The organism is Parvimonas micra (assembly GCF_037482165.1).
Classification (GTDB): domain Bacteria; phylum Bacillota; class Clostridia; order Tissierellales; family Peptoniphilaceae; genus Parvimonas.
Genome location: NZ_CP148048.1, coordinates 233,133 through 250,449 on the forward strand (window position 1 = coordinate 233,133; position 17,317 = coordinate 250,449).

Below are 17,317 nucleotides of genomic sequence, written 5' to 3' on the forward strand. Positions count from 1 at the left end.
GTTTTTATATAATAGTATAATAAAATAGTATAATGAATGCAATTATATAATTTATTTTTTAGGAGGAATATTATGGATGATTTAAAAAATGATGATTTTGAAACTAAGGAAAACTTAGAAGAAAAACATGAAGAAAATCCAGTTGAAGAAATTAAAGAACAAGAAACTATTAAAGAATCTGTTGAAGTAAATGATGCTGAAGAAAAAGTTGTTGAAGAAAAAATAGAAGAAGAAAAGATTGTTGAAGAAAAAACTGTTGAAAGTAATGCTAATTCTAATGAAGGTGAAGAATCTCAAGTTGATGTGAAAGAAAGCTTTGACAAGTTTATTTCTAAAAAGAATTTGTTAGAATATATAATGTGTGGTATTTCAGTAGTTTTTGTACTTGATTTACTTTATATGGTTATAAAACTTATAAGTGTAGGTAGTCTTGGTAGAGGAGGAAGCAGTACAGAAAATTATTTATCTGGAATAACAAAAGCTGCTTCTAAGTATTCAAGTTTAAGAACAGTTGCTAATCTTAGAGATTTTTCTCACTTCTTAGTTTTCTTATCAATTGTATTAATTCTTGTTATGATTTATAAAAGTATTGTTCTTGATAAGAAGAATGACTTCTTTAAACTTACTAAGAATTTATACTTTATAGGTGCAAATGTTGTTGTTGTAGTAGCTGGATTGCTTTTAAAGTCAGCCTTAAGACATTTATCAACAGTAATGCTATATATATCTATTCTTGTTTATTTAGCAGCAATTGCAGGATTTGGATATATAGTTTATATTCTTTATCTAAGAATGTTTAAAAGTAAAAAATAATTAATTAAAAAAAATATTTTGTTTTTAGTTTATAATTCTATTATTTAAAAGAGTTTATCAGATTTATATTTGATAAACTTTTTTATTGCATAGCATCGTGGTGGGGTTCTTATTACAAAAAATAGAATTCTAAAATATCAATTTTATTACAATTGTAGTGGAAAGATATTTTTGAATAATATTTTTTGTATTCTTTTATAACTGGAAGATTTATTACTGAAAAATGTTATTATGAGACATCAAATGATAATCAAAAAAGTAAAGAGTTTTTTATAAAATTGTGGATAAGTTGAATAACTTGTGGATAAGTGGATATTTTGACCTTTATTTTGTGGATAACTTTTATAAAAATGTGGGATAACTTTTAAATTTTTATAGGAAACCGGGAAAAAATTGTCTATTTTAACATTATCAATAAAAAATGACGATAAAATAATAAAAAAATATTATTTAAAAAATACTATAAAAAGCTATGCTTTTTATTAAAAATGTGGTATCATTATTGTAGATATATATTTCATAATTTTGTGAGAAATATATTTTATCAATTTAAAATTTAAGATTTTAAAAAATTTTAAGGAGGACATACAAAATGGAAGAAAACAAAGGCTGTGGATGTGGCTGCGGTTGCGAAGAAGAAATGGAAGCTGAGTTATTAGTTTTTGAAAATGAAGATGGAAAAGAAGAAACTTTTGAAGTTATAGGAGTTTTTGAAGTTGAAGAAAAAGAATATATGGCTCTTCAAAGTCAAGAAGACGGAAGTATATTACTTTGCAAATATATAGAAAAAGAAGACGGAGAATATGAAGTTGAAGAAATCGAAGATGATGAAGAATTCAATAAGGTTTCTGATGCATTTGACGCTTTAGTTGAAGAAGACGACGAATAGGATTAAAGTCTATAAGGTGCCGTTATCGGCACTTTATTTTTTTGAAAGAGGTGTTTATGTTAAAAGCAGTTTGTTTAGATTTAGATGGGACTTTGTTAGATGATGACAAAAAAATATCTCCTCGTAGTTTTACTTTATTGGACAATTTAATAGGAAATGGTATTGAGGTTGTGATTGCTACAGGTAGACATTTTTATATGGCATCAGGCTTTTTACAACCTTTAAAAAGAGATATAATGGTCTGTGCAAATAATGGAGCAATGAGTAGATTTAAGGAATCCAGTAAATTAGTTAATGTTGAATATGTAAATAATTCTAAGTTTTTAGAAGTTTATAATAAGGCTCTAGATTGTGGAATGAATCCTTATGTTTATGTAGATTCTTTTGTCGATGGTTATCATCTTGCGATTAAAGATGGGCAACCTAAGAAAAGTCATTTTGAAGAAAATATTGTAGATAAAAAGATTGCCACAGATAGTATTAGGTATTTCAGCCAAGTTGATATGAAATCTTTAGAAACTGTTTTATGTATAGCTTTCTTGGATCAAAAAGAAAAGATTGATGAATTTTATGGATTATTTAAAGATGAAAATAGTTTGGTTAAAAATAGGTATATGATTCCAAATGGAAAAAAAGTTTTGGAATTTCAATCTGAAAAAGCTGATAAATGGGTTGCTATAACTAATTATCTTAAGAGTAAGAATATTGAACTTTCAGATGTAGTATCTTTCGGCGATGAATTTAATGATAAATCAATGATTAAAAATTCAGGAATTGGTTTTGCAATGAAAAATGGAATTGATGAACTAAAATCTTTGACAAATAATGTTACTGAATTTACAAACAACGAGGATGGGGTATATTTCGAGTTGAAGAAATTATTTAAGGATGTTATAGGAGAAAAAAATGGCTTGTAATTTAAAGTTTAATGGAATAAATGGTGAATTTTCTTTAGATAAGTTTAAAGGAAATAAGATAGTATTGTATTTTTATCCAAAGGATAATACTTCAGGTTGTACTTTGGAAGCTATTCAATTTAGCGAACTTAAAGATGAATTTGAAAAGTTAAATGCAGTTGTTATTGGAGTTAGTAAAGATTCTCTTGCTAGCCACAAGAAATTTATTGAAAAACATAATTTAACTGTTGAATTGGTTTCTGATGAAGATATTTCTATTCAAGAGTATTTTGATGTTTGGAAACTAAAGAAAATGTGTGGTAAGGAGTATATGGGAACTGTTAGATCTACATTTATTCTGGATGACAAGGGAAATATTTTAAAAGAATTTAGAAATGTAAAAGCTAAAGACCATGCAATAAAAGTTTTAGAAGCATTGAAGGAATTATAATGTTAGAGGAAGATTTTTACAGAACCTATTCAAAATATCTTAAAGATATTTATGGAGAAAAAGTTTATAAACTACCTGTTAAATTGAATTTGAGCTGTCCAAATAGAGATGGTAACATTGCAACAGGTGGTTGTATTTTTTGTGGAGAAGAAGGCGGTTCTTTTGAAAATTGTAATATTTCTATGTCTGTAAGAGATCAAGTTTTGAGAAATAAGGCTTATATTTCAAAAAAGTATAATGCAAAAAAATTCATAGTCTATTTTCAAAATTTTACAAATACATATCTTGGAATGGAAGATTTTAAGAAGATGATTGAAGATAGTGTTGTTGATGAGGACATAATTGGGATTTCTCTGTCAACAAGACCGGACTGTATTTTAGAAGAGCAATTGTTATTTTTAAAGAATTTTCAAAAGAACAGAAATTTAGAGATAGACTTTGAATTGGGATTACAGACTGTAAATTATAGAACTTTGATAAAACTCAACAGAGGTCATACTTTGGCTGAATTTATAAATGCTGTTAATTTAATTCATAAATTTGGATTTAGGGTTTGTACACATATCATCGTTGGACTTCCTTGGGATGATGAGTTAGATATGATAGAATCTGCAAAGATTTTATCTGCTCTAAAAGTTGAAGAGGTAAAATTACATTCACTCTATATTGTAAAAAATACAGTTTTAGGCGAAATGTATTCAAAAGGTGAAATAGAATTAATAAGTAAGGAAAAATTTATTGACTTAGTTATTTCTTTTTTAAGAAATTTAGATAAAAAAATAGTTTTACAAAGACTGCTTGGTCGTGTTCCTGAAGAAAACAGTTTATTTTGTAATTGGAATACGAGTTGGTGGAAAATTAGAGATGAAATTTTAGAAAAAATGGAGAAAAATAATTTTAGACAAGGAGACTTGTTTAATAATTTTGAAGGAGTTGTGAAAAAACAATGAAAAACTATGGACTTTTTGACGTTATTGGTCCTATAATGATTGGGCCTTCAAGTTCTCATACTGCTGGAGCTTGTAGGCTTGGACGAATTTCGAAAATTATTTATGCAAGAGATATAAAGAAAGTAATTTTTCATTTACATGGTAGTTTTAAAAATACATATCAAGGTCATGGAACTGATAAGGCTTTAGTTGGTGGGATATTAGGATATGACACTGATGATGAAAGAATTAGAGATGCTTTAAATATCGCAAAAAGTAGAGGAATAGATGTTTCATTTGTTCCTATGGACTTATTATTTGCACATCCAAATACTGTTAAAACTGAATTTATTGATCCTAATGGAGAGAGCTTTTATGTAATAGGTTCTTCAATTGGTGGTGGAGCCATTGAAATCACCAATATTAATGGAGTTGATGTTAAGTTTGGAGGAGTTTATAACACAATAATTCTTAAATATAATGATAGATATGGAATGATTGCACAAGTAAGTACAATTTTAGCGGAAAACAAGATAAACATAGGTAGTTTAGTTATGAATAGAGAAGAGGGAGTTGCATCAGCAATTATGGAAATTGACGGTGGAATTGATGAAATGGCTATTTATAGAATAAGTAAACTACCAGATATGTTGGAATGTATGATTTTAAAACCATTATAGGAGGTTATATGATTTCTTCAGGAGCACAATTATTACGATTATGTAAAGAAAAAAACAAAAAAATAAGTGAAATTGCATTAGAACATCAACTAGAAGAAATGGGTATAACAGAAGAAGAACTTTTAGAGATGCTTAGAGAAACTTATGAAGTAATGAAAGCTTCAGCATCTGATGTTATAACGAATGATAAAATCAATCCATTCAAAATAACTGGTGGAAATGCAAAGAAAATTTTAAGATATGCACAAAGTGGAAAAAGTATTTTAGGAGAGTCTATGGTTACAGCAATTGCTAGAGGTTTTTCAACTTCAGAAGTAAATGCAGGAATGGGAAAAATTGTAGCTGCACCAACTGCTGGTGGTGCAGGAATTTTACCGGGAAGTCTTTCTTGGATTCAAGACAAATACAATTTTACAGATGATGAAATGTTAATGGCGCTTTTGGTTTCCGGAACAATTGGGAGAATTATTGCAACAAATGCAACAATCTCTGGAGCTGAAGGTGGGTGTCAAGCTGAATGTGGTGCTGCAGCAGCAATGAGTGCAGCTGCAATAGTTGAATTGCATGGTGGAACACCTGAACAATCTTTGACAGCATCATCATTTGCAATGCTTTCTGTATTGGGATTGGTTTGTGATCCAGTGGCAGGACTTGTAGAATTTCCTTGTGCACTTAGAAATGGAACAGGAACTATTAATGCTCTTGTTGCAAGTGATATTGCACTTGCAGGGGTTGAATGTATAGTGCCTTTTGATGAGGTAGTCCAAGCAATGTATGAAGTTGGGAATGCCTTACCTGAAACATTGAGAGAAACTGCTTTAGGTGGATGTGCAGCTTGCCCATCTGCAAAAAAAATGGAATGTAAAGTATTTCCGAATAGATTAAGTTAGTAACGGGCTTTTTAAGTCCGAATTATGCAGAAATGGTGGAACTGGTAGACACGCTATCTTGAGGGGGTAGTGAGCAAAGCTTGTGAGGGTTCGAATCCCTTTTTCTGCACCAACTCCGTTATTTTTACTAGCGGAGTTTTTTTATTATGAAACAACAAGATTTCTCGGAACCATCTCGATGTGAATCATCGTATAAGGGTACAGTTCTTATGTAAATAAAAAAACATATTCTAAAGTATACATATTTAGTTGTATGTTTTAAAAAGTCAAACAATATTGACATAAAAAATATATTTGATACAATATACTTATAGATAAAAGCATTACATTTTAAATATAATAAAAAGGTTTTCTTATAATGCTAGACACAATAATATTTATATTATTGTGATGCTTATTTTATATAAGGAGAATATCATGGATTTACTAATGTTTATATTCAAATGGATATTAATGATTCCAGTTATGTGGGGGTTATTATTTATATCCATATTTTTTCATGAGATGGGTCATTTGATAATGTATCTTATATTTTATCGTGAAAATAATTGGAGAATTGAGATTGGATCAAAAGGGAAAAAATTACTTGAAATTGGAAGATTTACAATTTATCCAAAAATGCTAACTGGTCATATTTATTACAATTTTAAAAAATATAATAAACTTAATTCAATTATGGTTAGTGCTGGAGGACCTTTGGTAAATTTACTTTTAATAATATTTATACTGGGATATATGTTTAACGCTAATCCTGATAAAAATGGCTTATTGTATTGGAATTTGTGCTTTATGTTTTATCATAATCTATCTTTATTTATAACTGCAATAATTCCTATAAATACTAAGAATTATAAAAGTGATGGATGGAGAATTCTAGATGATTTAAGAGGAGATTATGAATAATATTAAAATATATAATTGGAATAATCTTAAGTGAAAAAGAGTTACATTGAATTAAATGAATTTTAATTTTTAGCGCAAAATACAGTAATTAAAATATAATATATTCAAATTCTGATGTGAAATTAATTGCATTATGACAAAAAAATTAAACTTTTGTTAAAGAAATTATGGACTTAAATTAAAAAATATGATAAAATATAGTGAAAAGATTTCTTTAAAAATATGATTTTTAAAAATATTAGAAAAATAGGAATATTAATTTTTTGGGGGACTTTTGTTTTATAATATTAAATTTTTTTGATGTAAAAAATTAATATTTCTTATTGAAAGGAGAAATGGATAGTGAAGAAAAGGGAAATCATTAACAAATTGGTATCTATGCTTACTATATTCGCATTGCTTATGCCAATTGCATCTCAAGTTCATGCAGCTGATTCAGCTAAGGGTTTAGAAATTAATGCTGATCATACTGAATTGGATAAAGCTGTAAAAGAACTTAAGGATTTGGGAGTGAATCCTACACAGACTCCTACTGAAGAAAAAGGAACTGTGAAGACAAAAGCAGATGTAGATGCTAAAGTGGCTGAAGTTAAGGCTGATTATGCTCAACAAATACAACAGCTAAAAAAAGCTAAAGAAGCAATCGAAAAATGCAACAAAGATACTCAAGCTTATGAAGCAGAAAAGAAGAAATATGACGAAGCCTTAGAAAGATATAACAAAGCGAAGGAACAATATGATAAGGATTTAGAGGCTTATAACAAGTCAATGGAAGAGTTGAAAAAGCATAATAAGGAAGAAGGTTATTTATCTCAACCAGTATCTCAAAACTTAAAGTTTTCTTCTGAGCCTCAAGCTAAGATGAGTATTTCAGGAGCAAAGGTATATTCACAAAATGAATTTGATTCTACTGTTAAATCTTGGGGATATAAATCTGGATGGGGATATGCATATTTTGATGCATTAAATAAAGGACTTAAAGGTACTTCAACTCCTTTAGTTGCTGGTGATTCTAGAGTGATTTTAGAAAAGGGAAAACCTGTAACAGTAACTTATACTAATCTTCAAAAATCTTATATGAATGGTGTAAAAATTACAAAGGCTGTATTTACTTATACTTTAAAATCAACATCACCATTACCAAATAAAGTTCCTGTTATTATCAAACAAGATCCTACTGCAACAATTTGGTACACAGACTTTTTTGGGAATACTACTATTGGGGTTAATTTTCAACTATTTGATGAAAATGATAAACCTGTAGATTTAACAGGTGGATTATTGAGTTTTGCATCTCTTAATAAGGGACATACTCCAAAAGTGTTACCAAATTATAAAAATGCTATTGAAAAAGTTGGAAATTTCAATGGGGAATTACTAGAAATAAATGGTTCTAGTATTAAAAATCATAGTGGTTCTGCTTATGCCAATACTAGTAATGCAAATATAGAAGATGGCTCTAAGTATACAACTGGTCAATGGGATACTGAAACTTCTAAACTTAGTTGGTATGGAGCAATTGTTGGAAGGGCAAAAGGTAAGACAGTTAATTATGAAATGTCATCTAATTACTGTGGTAATATTTGGTTTGCACTTAACTCAAAAATAAAAGCTAAAGGTATTCCAATAAAACCAATGGAACCAACAAAACCAACACCTCCAACTGAACCAAAATGTCCAAAGGTAGAAGCTAAATACCATTATGATGTATTTTTCTATCAACCACCGGTTGAAAAGAAAGTTCTTAATCAAAGTGATGCTGATATAAATAATAAAACTGTTGCTACAAATTCTGTTGTTAAATTTGTATTAAATGTTGTAAATTTACCGGCTGGACATGAAAAGCTGGAATCACTTTCATTTAAGGATAAGCTTCCATCAGGATATGAAGTTGATTTAGATGGTACAAAACAAGCAAGTTCTAATTATGATGTAAATTATGATAAGGACACTAATGAAATTACATTTACTGCAAAAGCAGAATATTTAAATACAATTAATGCTGATTTAAATAAAGAAATAAAAATATCTGCTCCTATTATTACTGGTAAAGTAACAAAAGAAGGAACAAAATATGATAATGATTTTGATTTGACTATAAATAATGACTATACTGTTAAATCTAAACCAGTTACTGTTTATACTCCAACTGAACCTAAAAAAGATGTTTTTAAAGGTAGTGATACTACTAGTATTGACGGTAAGATTGTAGAAGCAGGAGATGAATTGCGTTATGATATTACTTATAAGAATACTACAGGAACAAAACAAACTGTAACAATAACTGATAAAATTCCGCAATATACTAAATTTGTTTCTGCAGATAATGATGGTGTAGAAAATGGTGGAGTAATAACATGGGTTAAGGAAGTTGAAAATGGAGCTTCTCTAACAGTTAGTTTTAAAGTAAAAGTTAATGATGATGTTAATGGTAATCCAATAGACAACATATCTCATGTTAAAGATGGATTTAATGAAACTGATACAAATAAGACTCATAATCCAACATCAACAAAACCAGTAAAAGACGTTTTTGATAGCAAAGACGATAAGACAAGTATCGATGGTAATGAAGTAAAAACAGGCCAAGAACTACTTTATAAGGTTACTTACAAAAATACTACAGGAACAAAACAAACTGTAACTATTACTGATAAGATTCCAGAACATACAACATTTGTTTCTGCAGATAACGATGGTGTAGAAAATAGTGGAACTATTAAGTGGGTTAAAGATGTTGAAAATGGTGATTCTTTAACAGTTACATTCAAGGTAAAAGTTGATGAAAATGTAAATGGCGAAAAAATTCTAAATAAGGCTAAAGTGGTTGATGGACATAACGATTATGATACAAATGAAACAACAAATCCAACACCTACAAAGCCAGTAAAAAATGTTTTTGATAGTAAAGACGATAAGACAAGTATAGATGGTAATGAAGTAAAAGCAGGCCAAGAACTACTTTACAAGGTTACTTACAAGAATACTACTGGAAAAGAACAAACAGTAACAATAACTGATAAGATTCCAGAACATACAACTTATGTAGAAAACTCAGCTGATAATAACGGAGTTTTCAAGGATGGAAAAATTACTTGGACTAAAGAAAAAGTAGCCAATGGAGATATATTCGAAGTTACATTTAGGGTAAAAGTTGCTGAAAACGTAAATGGTGAAAAAATTCTTAATAAAGCAAATGTAGTTGAAGGAAAGAATAGTTACGATACGAACGAAACAACAAACCCAACACCTACAAAGCCGGTAAAAGATGTTTTTGATAGTAAAGACGATAAAGCGAGTATCGATGGTAAAGAAGTAAAAGCGGGACAAGAACTACTTTACAAGGTTACTTATACAAATACAACTGGAAAAGAACAAGACGTAACAATAACTGATAAGATTCCAGAACATACAACTTATGTTAAAGACTCTGCAGATAATAATGGTGTTTACAAAGACAGAGAAATTACTTGGACTAAAGAAAAAGTAGCTAATGGCGAAAAATTTGAAGTTACATTTAAAGTAAAAGTTGATGACAATGTAAGCGGAGAAAAGATTTTAAATAAGGCAAATGTTCTTGAAGGAAAAAATAGTTACGATACAAACGAAACAACAAACCCAACATCAACAAAACCAGTAAAAGATGTATTTGAACCACAAAACGATCGTATTAGTATTGATGGACAGGTTGTAAAAGGTGACCAAGAATTACTTTACAAAGTTACTTATACAAATACTACAGGTAAGGAACAAGACGTAACAATAACTGATAAGATTCCAGAACATACAACTTATGTAGAAAATTCTGCAGATAATAACGGAGTTTTTAAAGACGGAAAAATTACTTGGACTAAAGAAAAAGTAGCTAATGGCGAAACATTTGTAGTTACATTTAAAGTAAAAGTTGATAATAATGTAAATGGTGAAACAATCAAAAACAAAGCAAATGTAGTTGATGGAAATAATAGTTATGATACAAACGAAACAACTAATCCAACATCAACAAAACCAGTAAAAGATGTATTTGCTCCTAGCGATAACAAAACTAGTATCGATGGTAATGAAGTAAAAGCAGGTCAAGAACTACTTTACAAAATTACTTATAAAAATACTACTGGTAATGAACAAAAGGTTGTAATTAAGGATAAAATCCCAGAACATACAACATTTGTTTCTGCAGATAATGATGGTGTATATAAAGACGGAACAATCACTTGGACTAAGGAAAAAGTAGCTAATGGCGAAACATTCGAAGTTACTTTCAAAGTTAAAGTAAATGACAATGTAAATGGAGAAAAGATTTTAAATAAGGCAAATGTAGTTGATGGAAATAATAGTTATGATACAAATGAAACAACAAATCCAACACCTACAAAGCCAGTAAAAGATGTAGTTAGCCCTAGTGACAACAAAACTAGTATAGATGGTAATGAAGTAAAAGCAGGCCAAGAACTACTTTATAAAATTACTTATACAAATACTACTGGAAAGAAACAAACAGTAACAATAACTGATAAGATTCCAGAACATACAACATTCGTTTCTGCAGATAATGACGGAAAAGAAAATGCTGGAACTGTTAAGTGGGTTAAAGATGTTGAAAATGGAGATTCTCTAACAGTTACATTTAAAGTAAAAGTAAATGATAATGTAAATGGTGAAAAGATTCTTAACAAAGCAAATGTAGTTGATGGAAATAATAGTTATGATACAAATGAAACAACAAATCCAACACCTACAAAGCCAGTAAAAGATGTTTTTGCTCCTAGCGATAACAAAACAAGTATCGATGGTAATGAAGTAAAAGCAGGCCAAGAATTACTTTACAAAATCACTTACAAGAATACTACTGGAAAAGAACAAACAGTAACAATAACTGATAAGGTTCCAGAACATACAACATTCGTTTCTGCAGATAATGATGGTGTATATAAAGATGGAACAATTACTTGGACTAAGGAAAAAGTAGCTGATAGAGAAGTATTCGAAGTTACTTTCAAAGTTAAAGTAAATGATAATGTAAATGGAGAAAAGATTCTTAACAAAGCAAATGTAGTTGATGGAAGTAACAACTTTGATACAAATGAAACAACAAATCCAACACCTACAAAGCCAGTAAAAGATGTTTTTGCTCCTAGCGATAACAAAACAAGTATCGATGGTAATGAAGTAAAAGCAGGCCAAGAATTACTTTACAAGATTACTTACAAGAATACTACTGGAAAAGAACAAACAGTAACAATAACTGATAAGATTCCAGAACATACAACATTTGTTTCTGCAGATAATGATGGTGTATATAAAGACGGAACAATTACTTGGACTAAGGAAAATGTAGCGGATGGAGAAACATTTGAAGTTATATTCAAAGTAAAAGTAAATGATGATGTAAATGGCGAAAAGATTCTTAATAAGGCAAATGTAGTTGATGGAAATAACAATTTTGATACAAACGAAACAACAAACCCAACACCTACAAAGCCAGTAAAGGATGTATTTGAACCACAAAATGATCGTGTAAGTATTGATGGACAAGTAGTTAAGGCAGGACAAGAATTACTTTATAAAGTTACTTATACAAATACTACAGGAAAAGACCAAAAAGTTGTAATAAAGGATAGAATTCCAGAACATACAACTTATGTAGAAAATTCAGCAGATAATAACGGAATTTACAAAGATGGAGAAATCACTTGGACAAAAGAAAAAGTAGCTAATGGAGAAACATTCGAAGTTACTTTCAAAGTAAAAGTAGATGAAAATGTAAATGGCGAAAAGATTCTTAACAAGGCAAATGTATTAGATGGAAGTAATAACTTTGATACAAACGAAACAACAAATCCAACACCATTAAGACCAAGACCACAAGTACCAAAGACAGGATATGGAGTAAATACAGGATTATATACAGTATTACTAGGATTATCAGCTGGGGCACTTGGAGGAATGAAGATCAGATATAGAAGAAAGAGAAAGAAATAGTTTCTTAAAAGTTAATATTTGATAAAAAGAAAGAAAAGATTGGGAAGCATAATGATCCCAATCTTTTTTTGTATAATAATCAATAAAATTTTTTTATTTAAAAAAGAATAATTTGTGGAAGTTTTAAGGTTATTAATCGATTTGCTGTCTAAATTTAAATTGACATTGAAGTAAAAATGATGTAAAATAATTATGAATACAAGTTTTTAAAATTTTGTTCTTCTGTACTAGCAATTTTTTTATTATTAATTTTGTTTATACAGAGAGTTTTAAAAATTGTGATATGAAAAAAGAGGTGAATAAAGTGAGTGTGAACACTTTTAAAGGTGGAAAGCATATCCACGACTTTAAAGAGTTGACTAATTCGAAGCCAATAAATTTTGGTTTTGTACCTAAGATAGTAACCATACCTCTATCACAACACTCAGGTGCACCCGCTACTTGTTTGGTTAGTAAGAATGATTTAGTAAAAGTTGGACAAAAAATTGGTGAAGCTTCAGCTTTTATTTCTGCAAATGTTCATTCAAGTGTTAGTGGAAAAGTTAAATCTATTGATGAGATTATGACTGCAACAGGTGTTATGTGTCAAGGAGTAACTATCGAAAATGATGGTTTAGACGAATTGGGATATGAAGAAAAGAATTTAACAATTGATGAAGTAAGCGCGACAGACATAATAGACGCCATAAAAGAAGCCGGAATTGTCGGACTTGGAGGTGCAGGATTTCCTACTCATATTAAGTTAACTGCTAGAGAAGGACAAGTTACAGACTACATAATAATAAACTGCGCTGAATGTGAGCCATATTTAACAAGTGATCAACTTATGATGGAATTATATCCTGAAAAAGTTGTTATGGGACTTTTATTAGCAATGAAAGCAATGGGGGCCAAAAAAGGTATATTAGGTATTGAGGATAATAAGCCACTTGCTATTGATAAGTTAAAAGAAGCATCAAAATCTTATCCTGAGGTAACAGTAAGTGTTGTAAAGACTAAATATCCTCAAGGTGATCAAAAAAGGCTTATCCAAGCTACAACCGGAATAGTTGTACCTTCAGGAGCTTCTACTTCTGCGGTTGGAATAAGAGTAATAAATGCCAATACTGCGATTGCTATTAATGATGCTGTTTTACATGGGAAACCTCTATATGAAAAGTTGGTTACTATGACAGGACATGCACTAAAAGATCCACAAAACGTTATGGTTAGAGTAGGATCAAAAGTTTCTGATATTGTAGAATTTATTGGAGGATATGAAAGTGAACCTGGAAAAATTATTTCAGGTGGACCAATGATGGGTGAAACTCAATATACTCCTAATGTAACTACAGGTAAACCTATGGGTGGACTACTTTTTATGACTCAGGAAGAAAGCGCTCCTAAAGCTGTAAGTCCTTGCATAAGATGTGGTAGATGTGTTGATATTTGCCCTGTATACTTACAGCCTTTGTATTTACAGCTATATACTTTGAAGCATAGAGTTGAAGAAGCTGAAAAATTACATTTAATGGATTGTATTGAATGTGGATCCTGTTCATATATTTGTCCGTCAAATAGACCTTTAGTTGAAACTATTAGACTTGGAAAAGCTGAAGTTAGAAAACAAGGTAAAGGAAAGAGAGAATAAGGAGGGTACTATGGACGAAAAAGATTTAAAAGTTGAAGTCCCTTCTGAATTGGAAAAGGGAACAGATATAGATACAAAAGAAACTGAAGTCATAACTGAAAATGTTGAAGAAGTAAAAGAAGTTGAAGGTGAAAATATTGAAACAGCTTCAACTACTGAAGAAACAAAATCAGAAAGACCTGTAAGAGAAAGAAGAGAAAGAACTCCAAGAGAACCTAGAGAGAGGACAGAACGTCCTGCAAGGGAAAGAAGATCAAGAGTTGCATCTGATGATGTATCAACAAGTTCTGAAACTGTAGAAAATTCAGAATCAGGTAAAGAAGCGAAGGCAGAAAGACCCGCAAGAGAAAGACGTGAAAGAACTCCAAGAGAACCTAGAGAGAGGGCAGAACGTCCTGCAAGAGAAAGAAGAGAGAGATCTGCTGAAGCTGGAGATTCTTCAGAAGAAAGACCTACAAGGGAAAGAAGAGAAAGACCCGCAAGAGGAGGACGTAACGAAGAACCACAAATGAGATTATTTGTTGGATCATCTCCTCATTTAAGAAGTGAAGCAACAGTAAGTACTGTTATGAGAGATGTTGTTATAGCTTTGATACCAACATTACTTGCTGGAATTTATTTCTTTGGGTTAAGAGCATTATTAGTTACATTAGTATCTGTAGTTTTTGCTGTAGGTTCTGAATATGTTTATGAAAAATTAACACATAGACCAATTACTATAAAAGATTATTCTGCTGTAATTACTGGTATGCTATTAGCTTTCAATGTGCCATCTACTATTCCTTATTGGATGGTTGCACTTGGAAGTATGTTCGCTATTATAATCGTTAAACAATTATACGGTGGACTTGGAATGAACTTTATGAACCCTGCACTTGCTGCAAGAGCTGCATTAATGGCATCATTCCCAACAGCAATGGCAAATTATGCTGCACCTAATACAACAATTTCAAATTTAATAAATTCATCAACTTACTCTTCACTAGATGCTACAACTTTTGCAACACCTTTATCAAAGGGAACTCAAGTTAATTTTCTTGAAGCATTTATTGGTGTTAGAGGTGGTTGTATCGGTGAAGTTTCAACTATATGCTTATTGATTGGAGCTGGATATTTATTATACAGAGGAGTTATTCAACTTAGAATTCCACTAGTATTTATATCTACAACAGCAGTTGTTTTAGCTCTTACAGGAACAGCTATAGCTGATTTGCCAGTTCAACTTTTAATGGGTGGACTTATATTAGGGGCATTCTTTATGGCTACTGATTATGTATCAGCTCCCGTTAATAGAAAAGCTCAAATATTTTTCGCTATGGGTTGTGGTATAATTACCGCACTTATAAGAAACTTTGGTAATTTACCTGAAGGTGTAAGTTATTCTATTCTATTTATGAATATCTTAACACCACTTTTAGAAAAATATTGTGTCCCTAAAGTTTTTGGAGAAGGGAGAGTTAAAAAGTAATGAAAGAAACTATTAAATTGACAGTCAGATTGTTTATAATTACTGCAATTGCAGGTTTCGTCCTTGCATTTGCAAATAGTTTTACTTCTCCGGTTATTAAAGCAAGAGAAAAGGCTCAATATGAGGCAGCTTTGAAGGAAGTTTTTTCTGATGCAGATAAGTTTGAAACTTTAGAAGAAGAAAAACTTAATACAATAAAAACAAAGATAAAAAATATAGAAAAAATAGAAGTTGCGAAGAAGTCAGATAAAACTGTGGGATATGTTTTTAAAACATTAGGAAAAAATGGTTATGGTGGAGATATTTCAATGCTTATGGCTGTAAATACCGAAAGTCAAACTATAGTTGGGTTTAAAGTTTTAAAACATAGTGAAACACCTGGACTTGGAAGTAGAGTAACGACTGATGAATATGCAAAAAGTGTTGTCGGAAACAAAGTTACTGAACATCTAGTAAAAAATTTACATCCAGATGCAGATAATGATATTCAAGCAATAACAGGAACAACAATAAGTGTTAATGCAGTTTTAAATGGATTAAATGCCGCAATAGATGCATTACAAGAACTTGCAAAGTAGGAGGGACAATATGAAATTAAAAAAGATTTTCTTTGATGGTATATTTTCAAACAACCCTGTACTTGTTCAACTTGTTGGTATGTGTTCTGTTTTAGCCGTAACAACAAGTGTTGTAAATGCGATAGGTATGGGTTCATCAGTAATATTTGTAGTAACTTGTTCAAATATTGTAATTTCGAGCCTTAGAAAATTTATTCCAGATAAAGTTAGAATACCTGCTTATGTAGTAATTATTGCTACATTCGTAACATTAGTACAAATGTTCTTATCAGCTTACATACCTGCACTTTATGATAGTTTGGGACTTTTTATACCACTTATAGTAGTAAACTGTTTAATCTTAGCAAGAGCAGAATCCTTTGCATCAAAGAATTCAGTTTTTTCATCAATGATAGACGGAGTAGGACAAGGAATTGGATTTACTTGTGCATTGATTGTACTAGCAAGTGTTCGTGAAGTTTTGGGTAATGGAACTTGGTTAGGATTTCCAATTCTTGGAAAAAATTATGTAAGTATTGGTGTTATCACACAGGCTCCAGGAGCTTTCATTATTCTTGGACTTTTGGTAGCAGGATTCAATATGTTAAGTAAAAAAGTTAATGCTAAAAAAGAAGGAGGTAACTAATGGCTACAATATTAAAAATTTTAGTTGCATCAATTTTAGTAAATAACTATGTTTTAGGACAATTCTTGGGAATTTGTCCGTTGATTGGTGTATCAAATAAAGTTGAAACTGCATTTGGTATGGGGATGGCAGTTACATTCGTAATTACTATTTCAAGTGCTGTAACTTGGGTAATTCAAAAGACATTATTGGATACTTTAGGTCTTGAATATTTACAAACAATCGTGTTTATACTTGTAATAGCAACTTTAGTACAATTTGTTGAAATGGTGCTTAAAAAAATGAGTCCAAATCTTTATAATGCTTTGGGAGTTTTCCTACCACTTATAACAACAAACTGTGTAGTTTTAGGTGTTGCAATTACAAATATACAAAAAGAATATAATTTGTTAGAAACAATATTTAATGGTTTAGGAGCATCTTTAGGCTTTTTATTAGCCATTGTTTGCTTGGCTTCTATAAGAGAAAAATTGGAAGTAACAGAAGTTCCTAAAAATCTTGAAGGAGTTCCTCTTACATTAATTACCATTGGACTTATGTCTTTAGCATTTTATGGATTTGCGGGATTAGTATAGAGGTGAGA

At 30.4% G+C, this 17,317-nt stretch carries 14 protein-coding genes and 1 tRNA gene; all 15 read left to right on the plus strand.

Translation table 11 applies throughout. The features are described from left to right. The first annotated feature begins 72 nt into the window (after window positions 1-72). The 15 genes from WFJ11_RS01165 to rsxA all read left to right on the plus strand — a co-directional run bounded on the left by WFJ11_RS01165 (window position 73) and on the right by rsxA (window position 17,309). Window positions 73-813 carry a hypothetical protein gene (locus tag WFJ11_RS01165; protein ID WP_338817507.1) on the plus strand — a complete coding sequence of 247 codons (741 nt, stop codon included), beginning with the start codon at window positions 73-75 and terminating at the stop codon, window positions 811-813. Window positions 814-1,405: 592 nt separating this feature from the next. Then, a complete protein-coding gene (locus WFJ11_RS01170; RefSeq protein ID WP_338817508.1) occupies window positions 1,406-1,702 on the plus strand; it encodes a DUF1292 domain-containing protein in 297 nt (98 codons plus the stop codon). A 56-nt stretch (window positions 1,703-1,758) separates the two neighbouring features. Next, the gene (locus WFJ11_RS01175) at window positions 1,759-2,619 is read left to right on the plus strand and encodes a Cof-type HAD-IIB family hydrolase (protein WP_009354405.1); all 861 of its coding nucleotides are present in this window, start codon (window positions 1,759-1,761) and stop codon (window positions 2,617-2,619) included. Further along, the gene (locus tag WFJ11_RS01180; RefSeq protein ID WP_338817509.1) at window positions 2,609-3,049 is read left to right on the plus strand and encodes a peroxiredoxin; all 441 of its coding nucleotides are present in this window, start codon (window positions 2,609-2,611) and stop codon (window positions 3,047-3,049) included. Before WFJ11_RS01175 ends, WFJ11_RS01180 begins: the two co-directional genes overlap by 11 nt. Continuing rightward, the gene (locus WFJ11_RS01185; protein ID WP_338817510.1) at window positions 3,049-3,999 is read left to right on the plus strand and encodes a TIGR01212 family radical SAM protein; all 951 of its coding nucleotides are present in this window, start codon (window positions 3,049-3,051) and stop codon (window positions 3,997-3,999) included. Before WFJ11_RS01180 ends, WFJ11_RS01185 begins: the two co-directional genes overlap by 1 nt. Beyond that, window positions 3,996-4,658 (plus strand): L-serine ammonia-lyase, iron-sulfur-dependent subunit beta, encoded by a 663-nt coding sequence (gene sdaAB, locus WFJ11_RS01190; RefSeq protein WP_338817511.1) that lies wholly within the window; start codon window positions 3,996-3,998, stop codon window positions 4,656-4,658. The genes WFJ11_RS01185 and sdaAB overlap by 4 nt, the downstream gene beginning before the upstream one ends. 8 nt (window positions 4,659-4,666) lie before the next feature. Beyond that, window positions 4,667-5,548 carry an L-serine ammonia-lyase, iron-sulfur-dependent, subunit alpha gene (gene sdaAA / locus WFJ11_RS01195; RefSeq protein WP_338817512.1) on the plus strand — a complete coding sequence of 294 codons (882 nt, stop codon included), beginning with the start codon at window positions 4,667-4,669 and terminating at the stop codon, window positions 5,546-5,548. 26 nt (window positions 5,549-5,574) lie between these two features. Then, window positions 5,575-5,660 (plus strand) — tRNA-Leu (locus WFJ11_RS01200). A gap of 305 nt (window positions 5,661-5,965) precedes the next feature. Next, entirely contained in the window at window positions 5,966-6,451 is a 486-nt protein-coding gene (locus WFJ11_RS01205; RefSeq protein ID WP_338817513.1) for a hypothetical protein, read from the plus strand. A gap of 378 nt (window positions 6,452-6,829) precedes the next feature. Next, the gene (locus WFJ11_RS01210) at window positions 6,830-12,433 is read left to right on the plus strand and encodes a GbpC/Spa domain-containing protein (RefSeq protein WP_338817514.1); all 5,604 of its coding nucleotides are present in this window, start codon (window positions 6,830-6,832) and stop codon (window positions 12,431-12,433) included. Between the two features lie 304 nt (window positions 12,434-12,737). Beyond that, the gene (gene rsxC / locus WFJ11_RS01215; RefSeq protein ID WP_425334775.1) at window positions 12,738-14,063 is read left to right on the plus strand and encodes an electron transport complex subunit RsxC; all 1,326 of its coding nucleotides are present in this window, start codon (window positions 12,738-12,740) and stop codon (window positions 14,061-14,063) included. Window positions 14,064-14,073: 10 nt separating this feature from the next. After that, window positions 14,074-15,531 (plus strand): RnfABCDGE type electron transport complex subunit D, encoded by a 1,458-nt coding sequence (locus WFJ11_RS01220; protein ID WP_338817516.1) that lies wholly within the window; start codon window positions 14,074-14,076, stop codon window positions 15,529-15,531. Then, window positions 15,531-16,109 (plus strand): RnfABCDGE type electron transport complex subunit G, encoded by a 579-nt coding sequence (locus WFJ11_RS01225; RefSeq protein WP_009355019.1) that lies wholly within the window; start codon window positions 15,531-15,533, stop codon window positions 16,107-16,109. The genes WFJ11_RS01220 and WFJ11_RS01225 overlap by 1 nt, the downstream gene beginning before the upstream one ends. 10 nt (window positions 16,110-16,119) lie before the next feature. Then, window positions 16,120-16,734: an electron transport complex subunit RsxE gene (gene rsxE, locus WFJ11_RS01230; RefSeq protein WP_293440467.1), complete on the plus strand. Its 615-nt coding sequence runs from the start codon at window positions 16,120-16,122 to the stop codon at window positions 16,732-16,734. After that, the gene (rsxA, locus tag WFJ11_RS01235) at window positions 16,734-17,309 is read left to right on the plus strand and encodes an electron transport complex subunit RsxA (RefSeq protein WP_293440465.1); all 576 of its coding nucleotides are present in this window, start codon (window positions 16,734-16,736) and stop codon (window positions 17,307-17,309) included. Before rsxE ends, rsxA begins: the two co-directional genes overlap by 1 nt. The last annotated feature ends 8 nt before the right edge of the window (window positions 17,310-17,317 follow it).

Excerpts from the sequence above, each read along its gene's own strand:
- rsxA (WP_293440465.1), top strand. The coding sequence starts at position 16,734 with ATGGCTACAATATTAAAAATTTTAGTTGCATCAATTTTAGTAAATAAC.
- WFJ11_RS01225 (WP_009355019.1), top strand. The coding sequence starts at position 15,531 with ATGAAAGAAACTATTAAATTGACAGTCAGATTGTTTATAATTACTGCA.
- sdaAA (WP_338817512.1), top strand. The coding sequence starts at position 4,667 with ATGATTTCTTCAGGAGCACAATTATTACGATTATGTAAAGAAAAAAAC.
- WFJ11_RS01210 (WP_338817514.1), top strand. The coding sequence starts at position 6,830 with ATGCTTACTATATTCGCATTGCTTATGCCAATTGCATCTCAAGTTCAT.
- WFJ11_RS01165 (WP_338817507.1), top strand. The coding sequence starts at position 73 with ATGGATGATTTAAAAAATGATGATTTTGAAACTAAGGAAAACTTAGAA.
- WFJ11_RS01185 (WP_338817510.1), top strand. The coding sequence starts at position 3,049 with ATGTTAGAGGAAGATTTTTACAGAACCTATTCAAAATATCTTAAAGAT.
- WFJ11_RS01205 (WP_338817513.1), top strand. The coding sequence starts at position 5,966 with ATGGATTTACTAATGTTTATATTCAAATGGATATTAATGATTCCAGTT.
- rsxE (WP_293440467.1), top strand. The coding sequence starts at position 16,120 with ATGAAATTAAAAAAGATTTTCTTTGATGGTATATTTTCAAACAACCCT.
- sdaAB (WP_338817511.1), top strand. The coding sequence starts at position 3,996 with ATGAAAAACTATGGACTTTTTGACGTTATTGGTCCTATAATGATTGGG.
- WFJ11_RS01175 (WP_009354405.1), top strand. The coding sequence starts at position 1,759 with ATGTTAAAAGCAGTTTGTTTAGATTTAGATGGGACTTTGTTAGATGAT.
- WFJ11_RS01180 (WP_338817509.1), top strand. The coding sequence starts at position 2,609 with ATGGCTTGTAATTTAAAGTTTAATGGAATAAATGGTGAATTTTCTTTA.
- WFJ11_RS01220 (WP_338817516.1), top strand. The coding sequence starts at position 14,074 with ATGGACGAAAAAGATTTAAAAGTTGAAGTCCCTTCTGAATTGGAAAAG.
- WFJ11_RS01170 (WP_338817508.1), top strand. The coding sequence starts at position 1,406 with ATGGAAGAAAACAAAGGCTGTGGATGTGGCTGCGGTTGCGAAGAAGAA.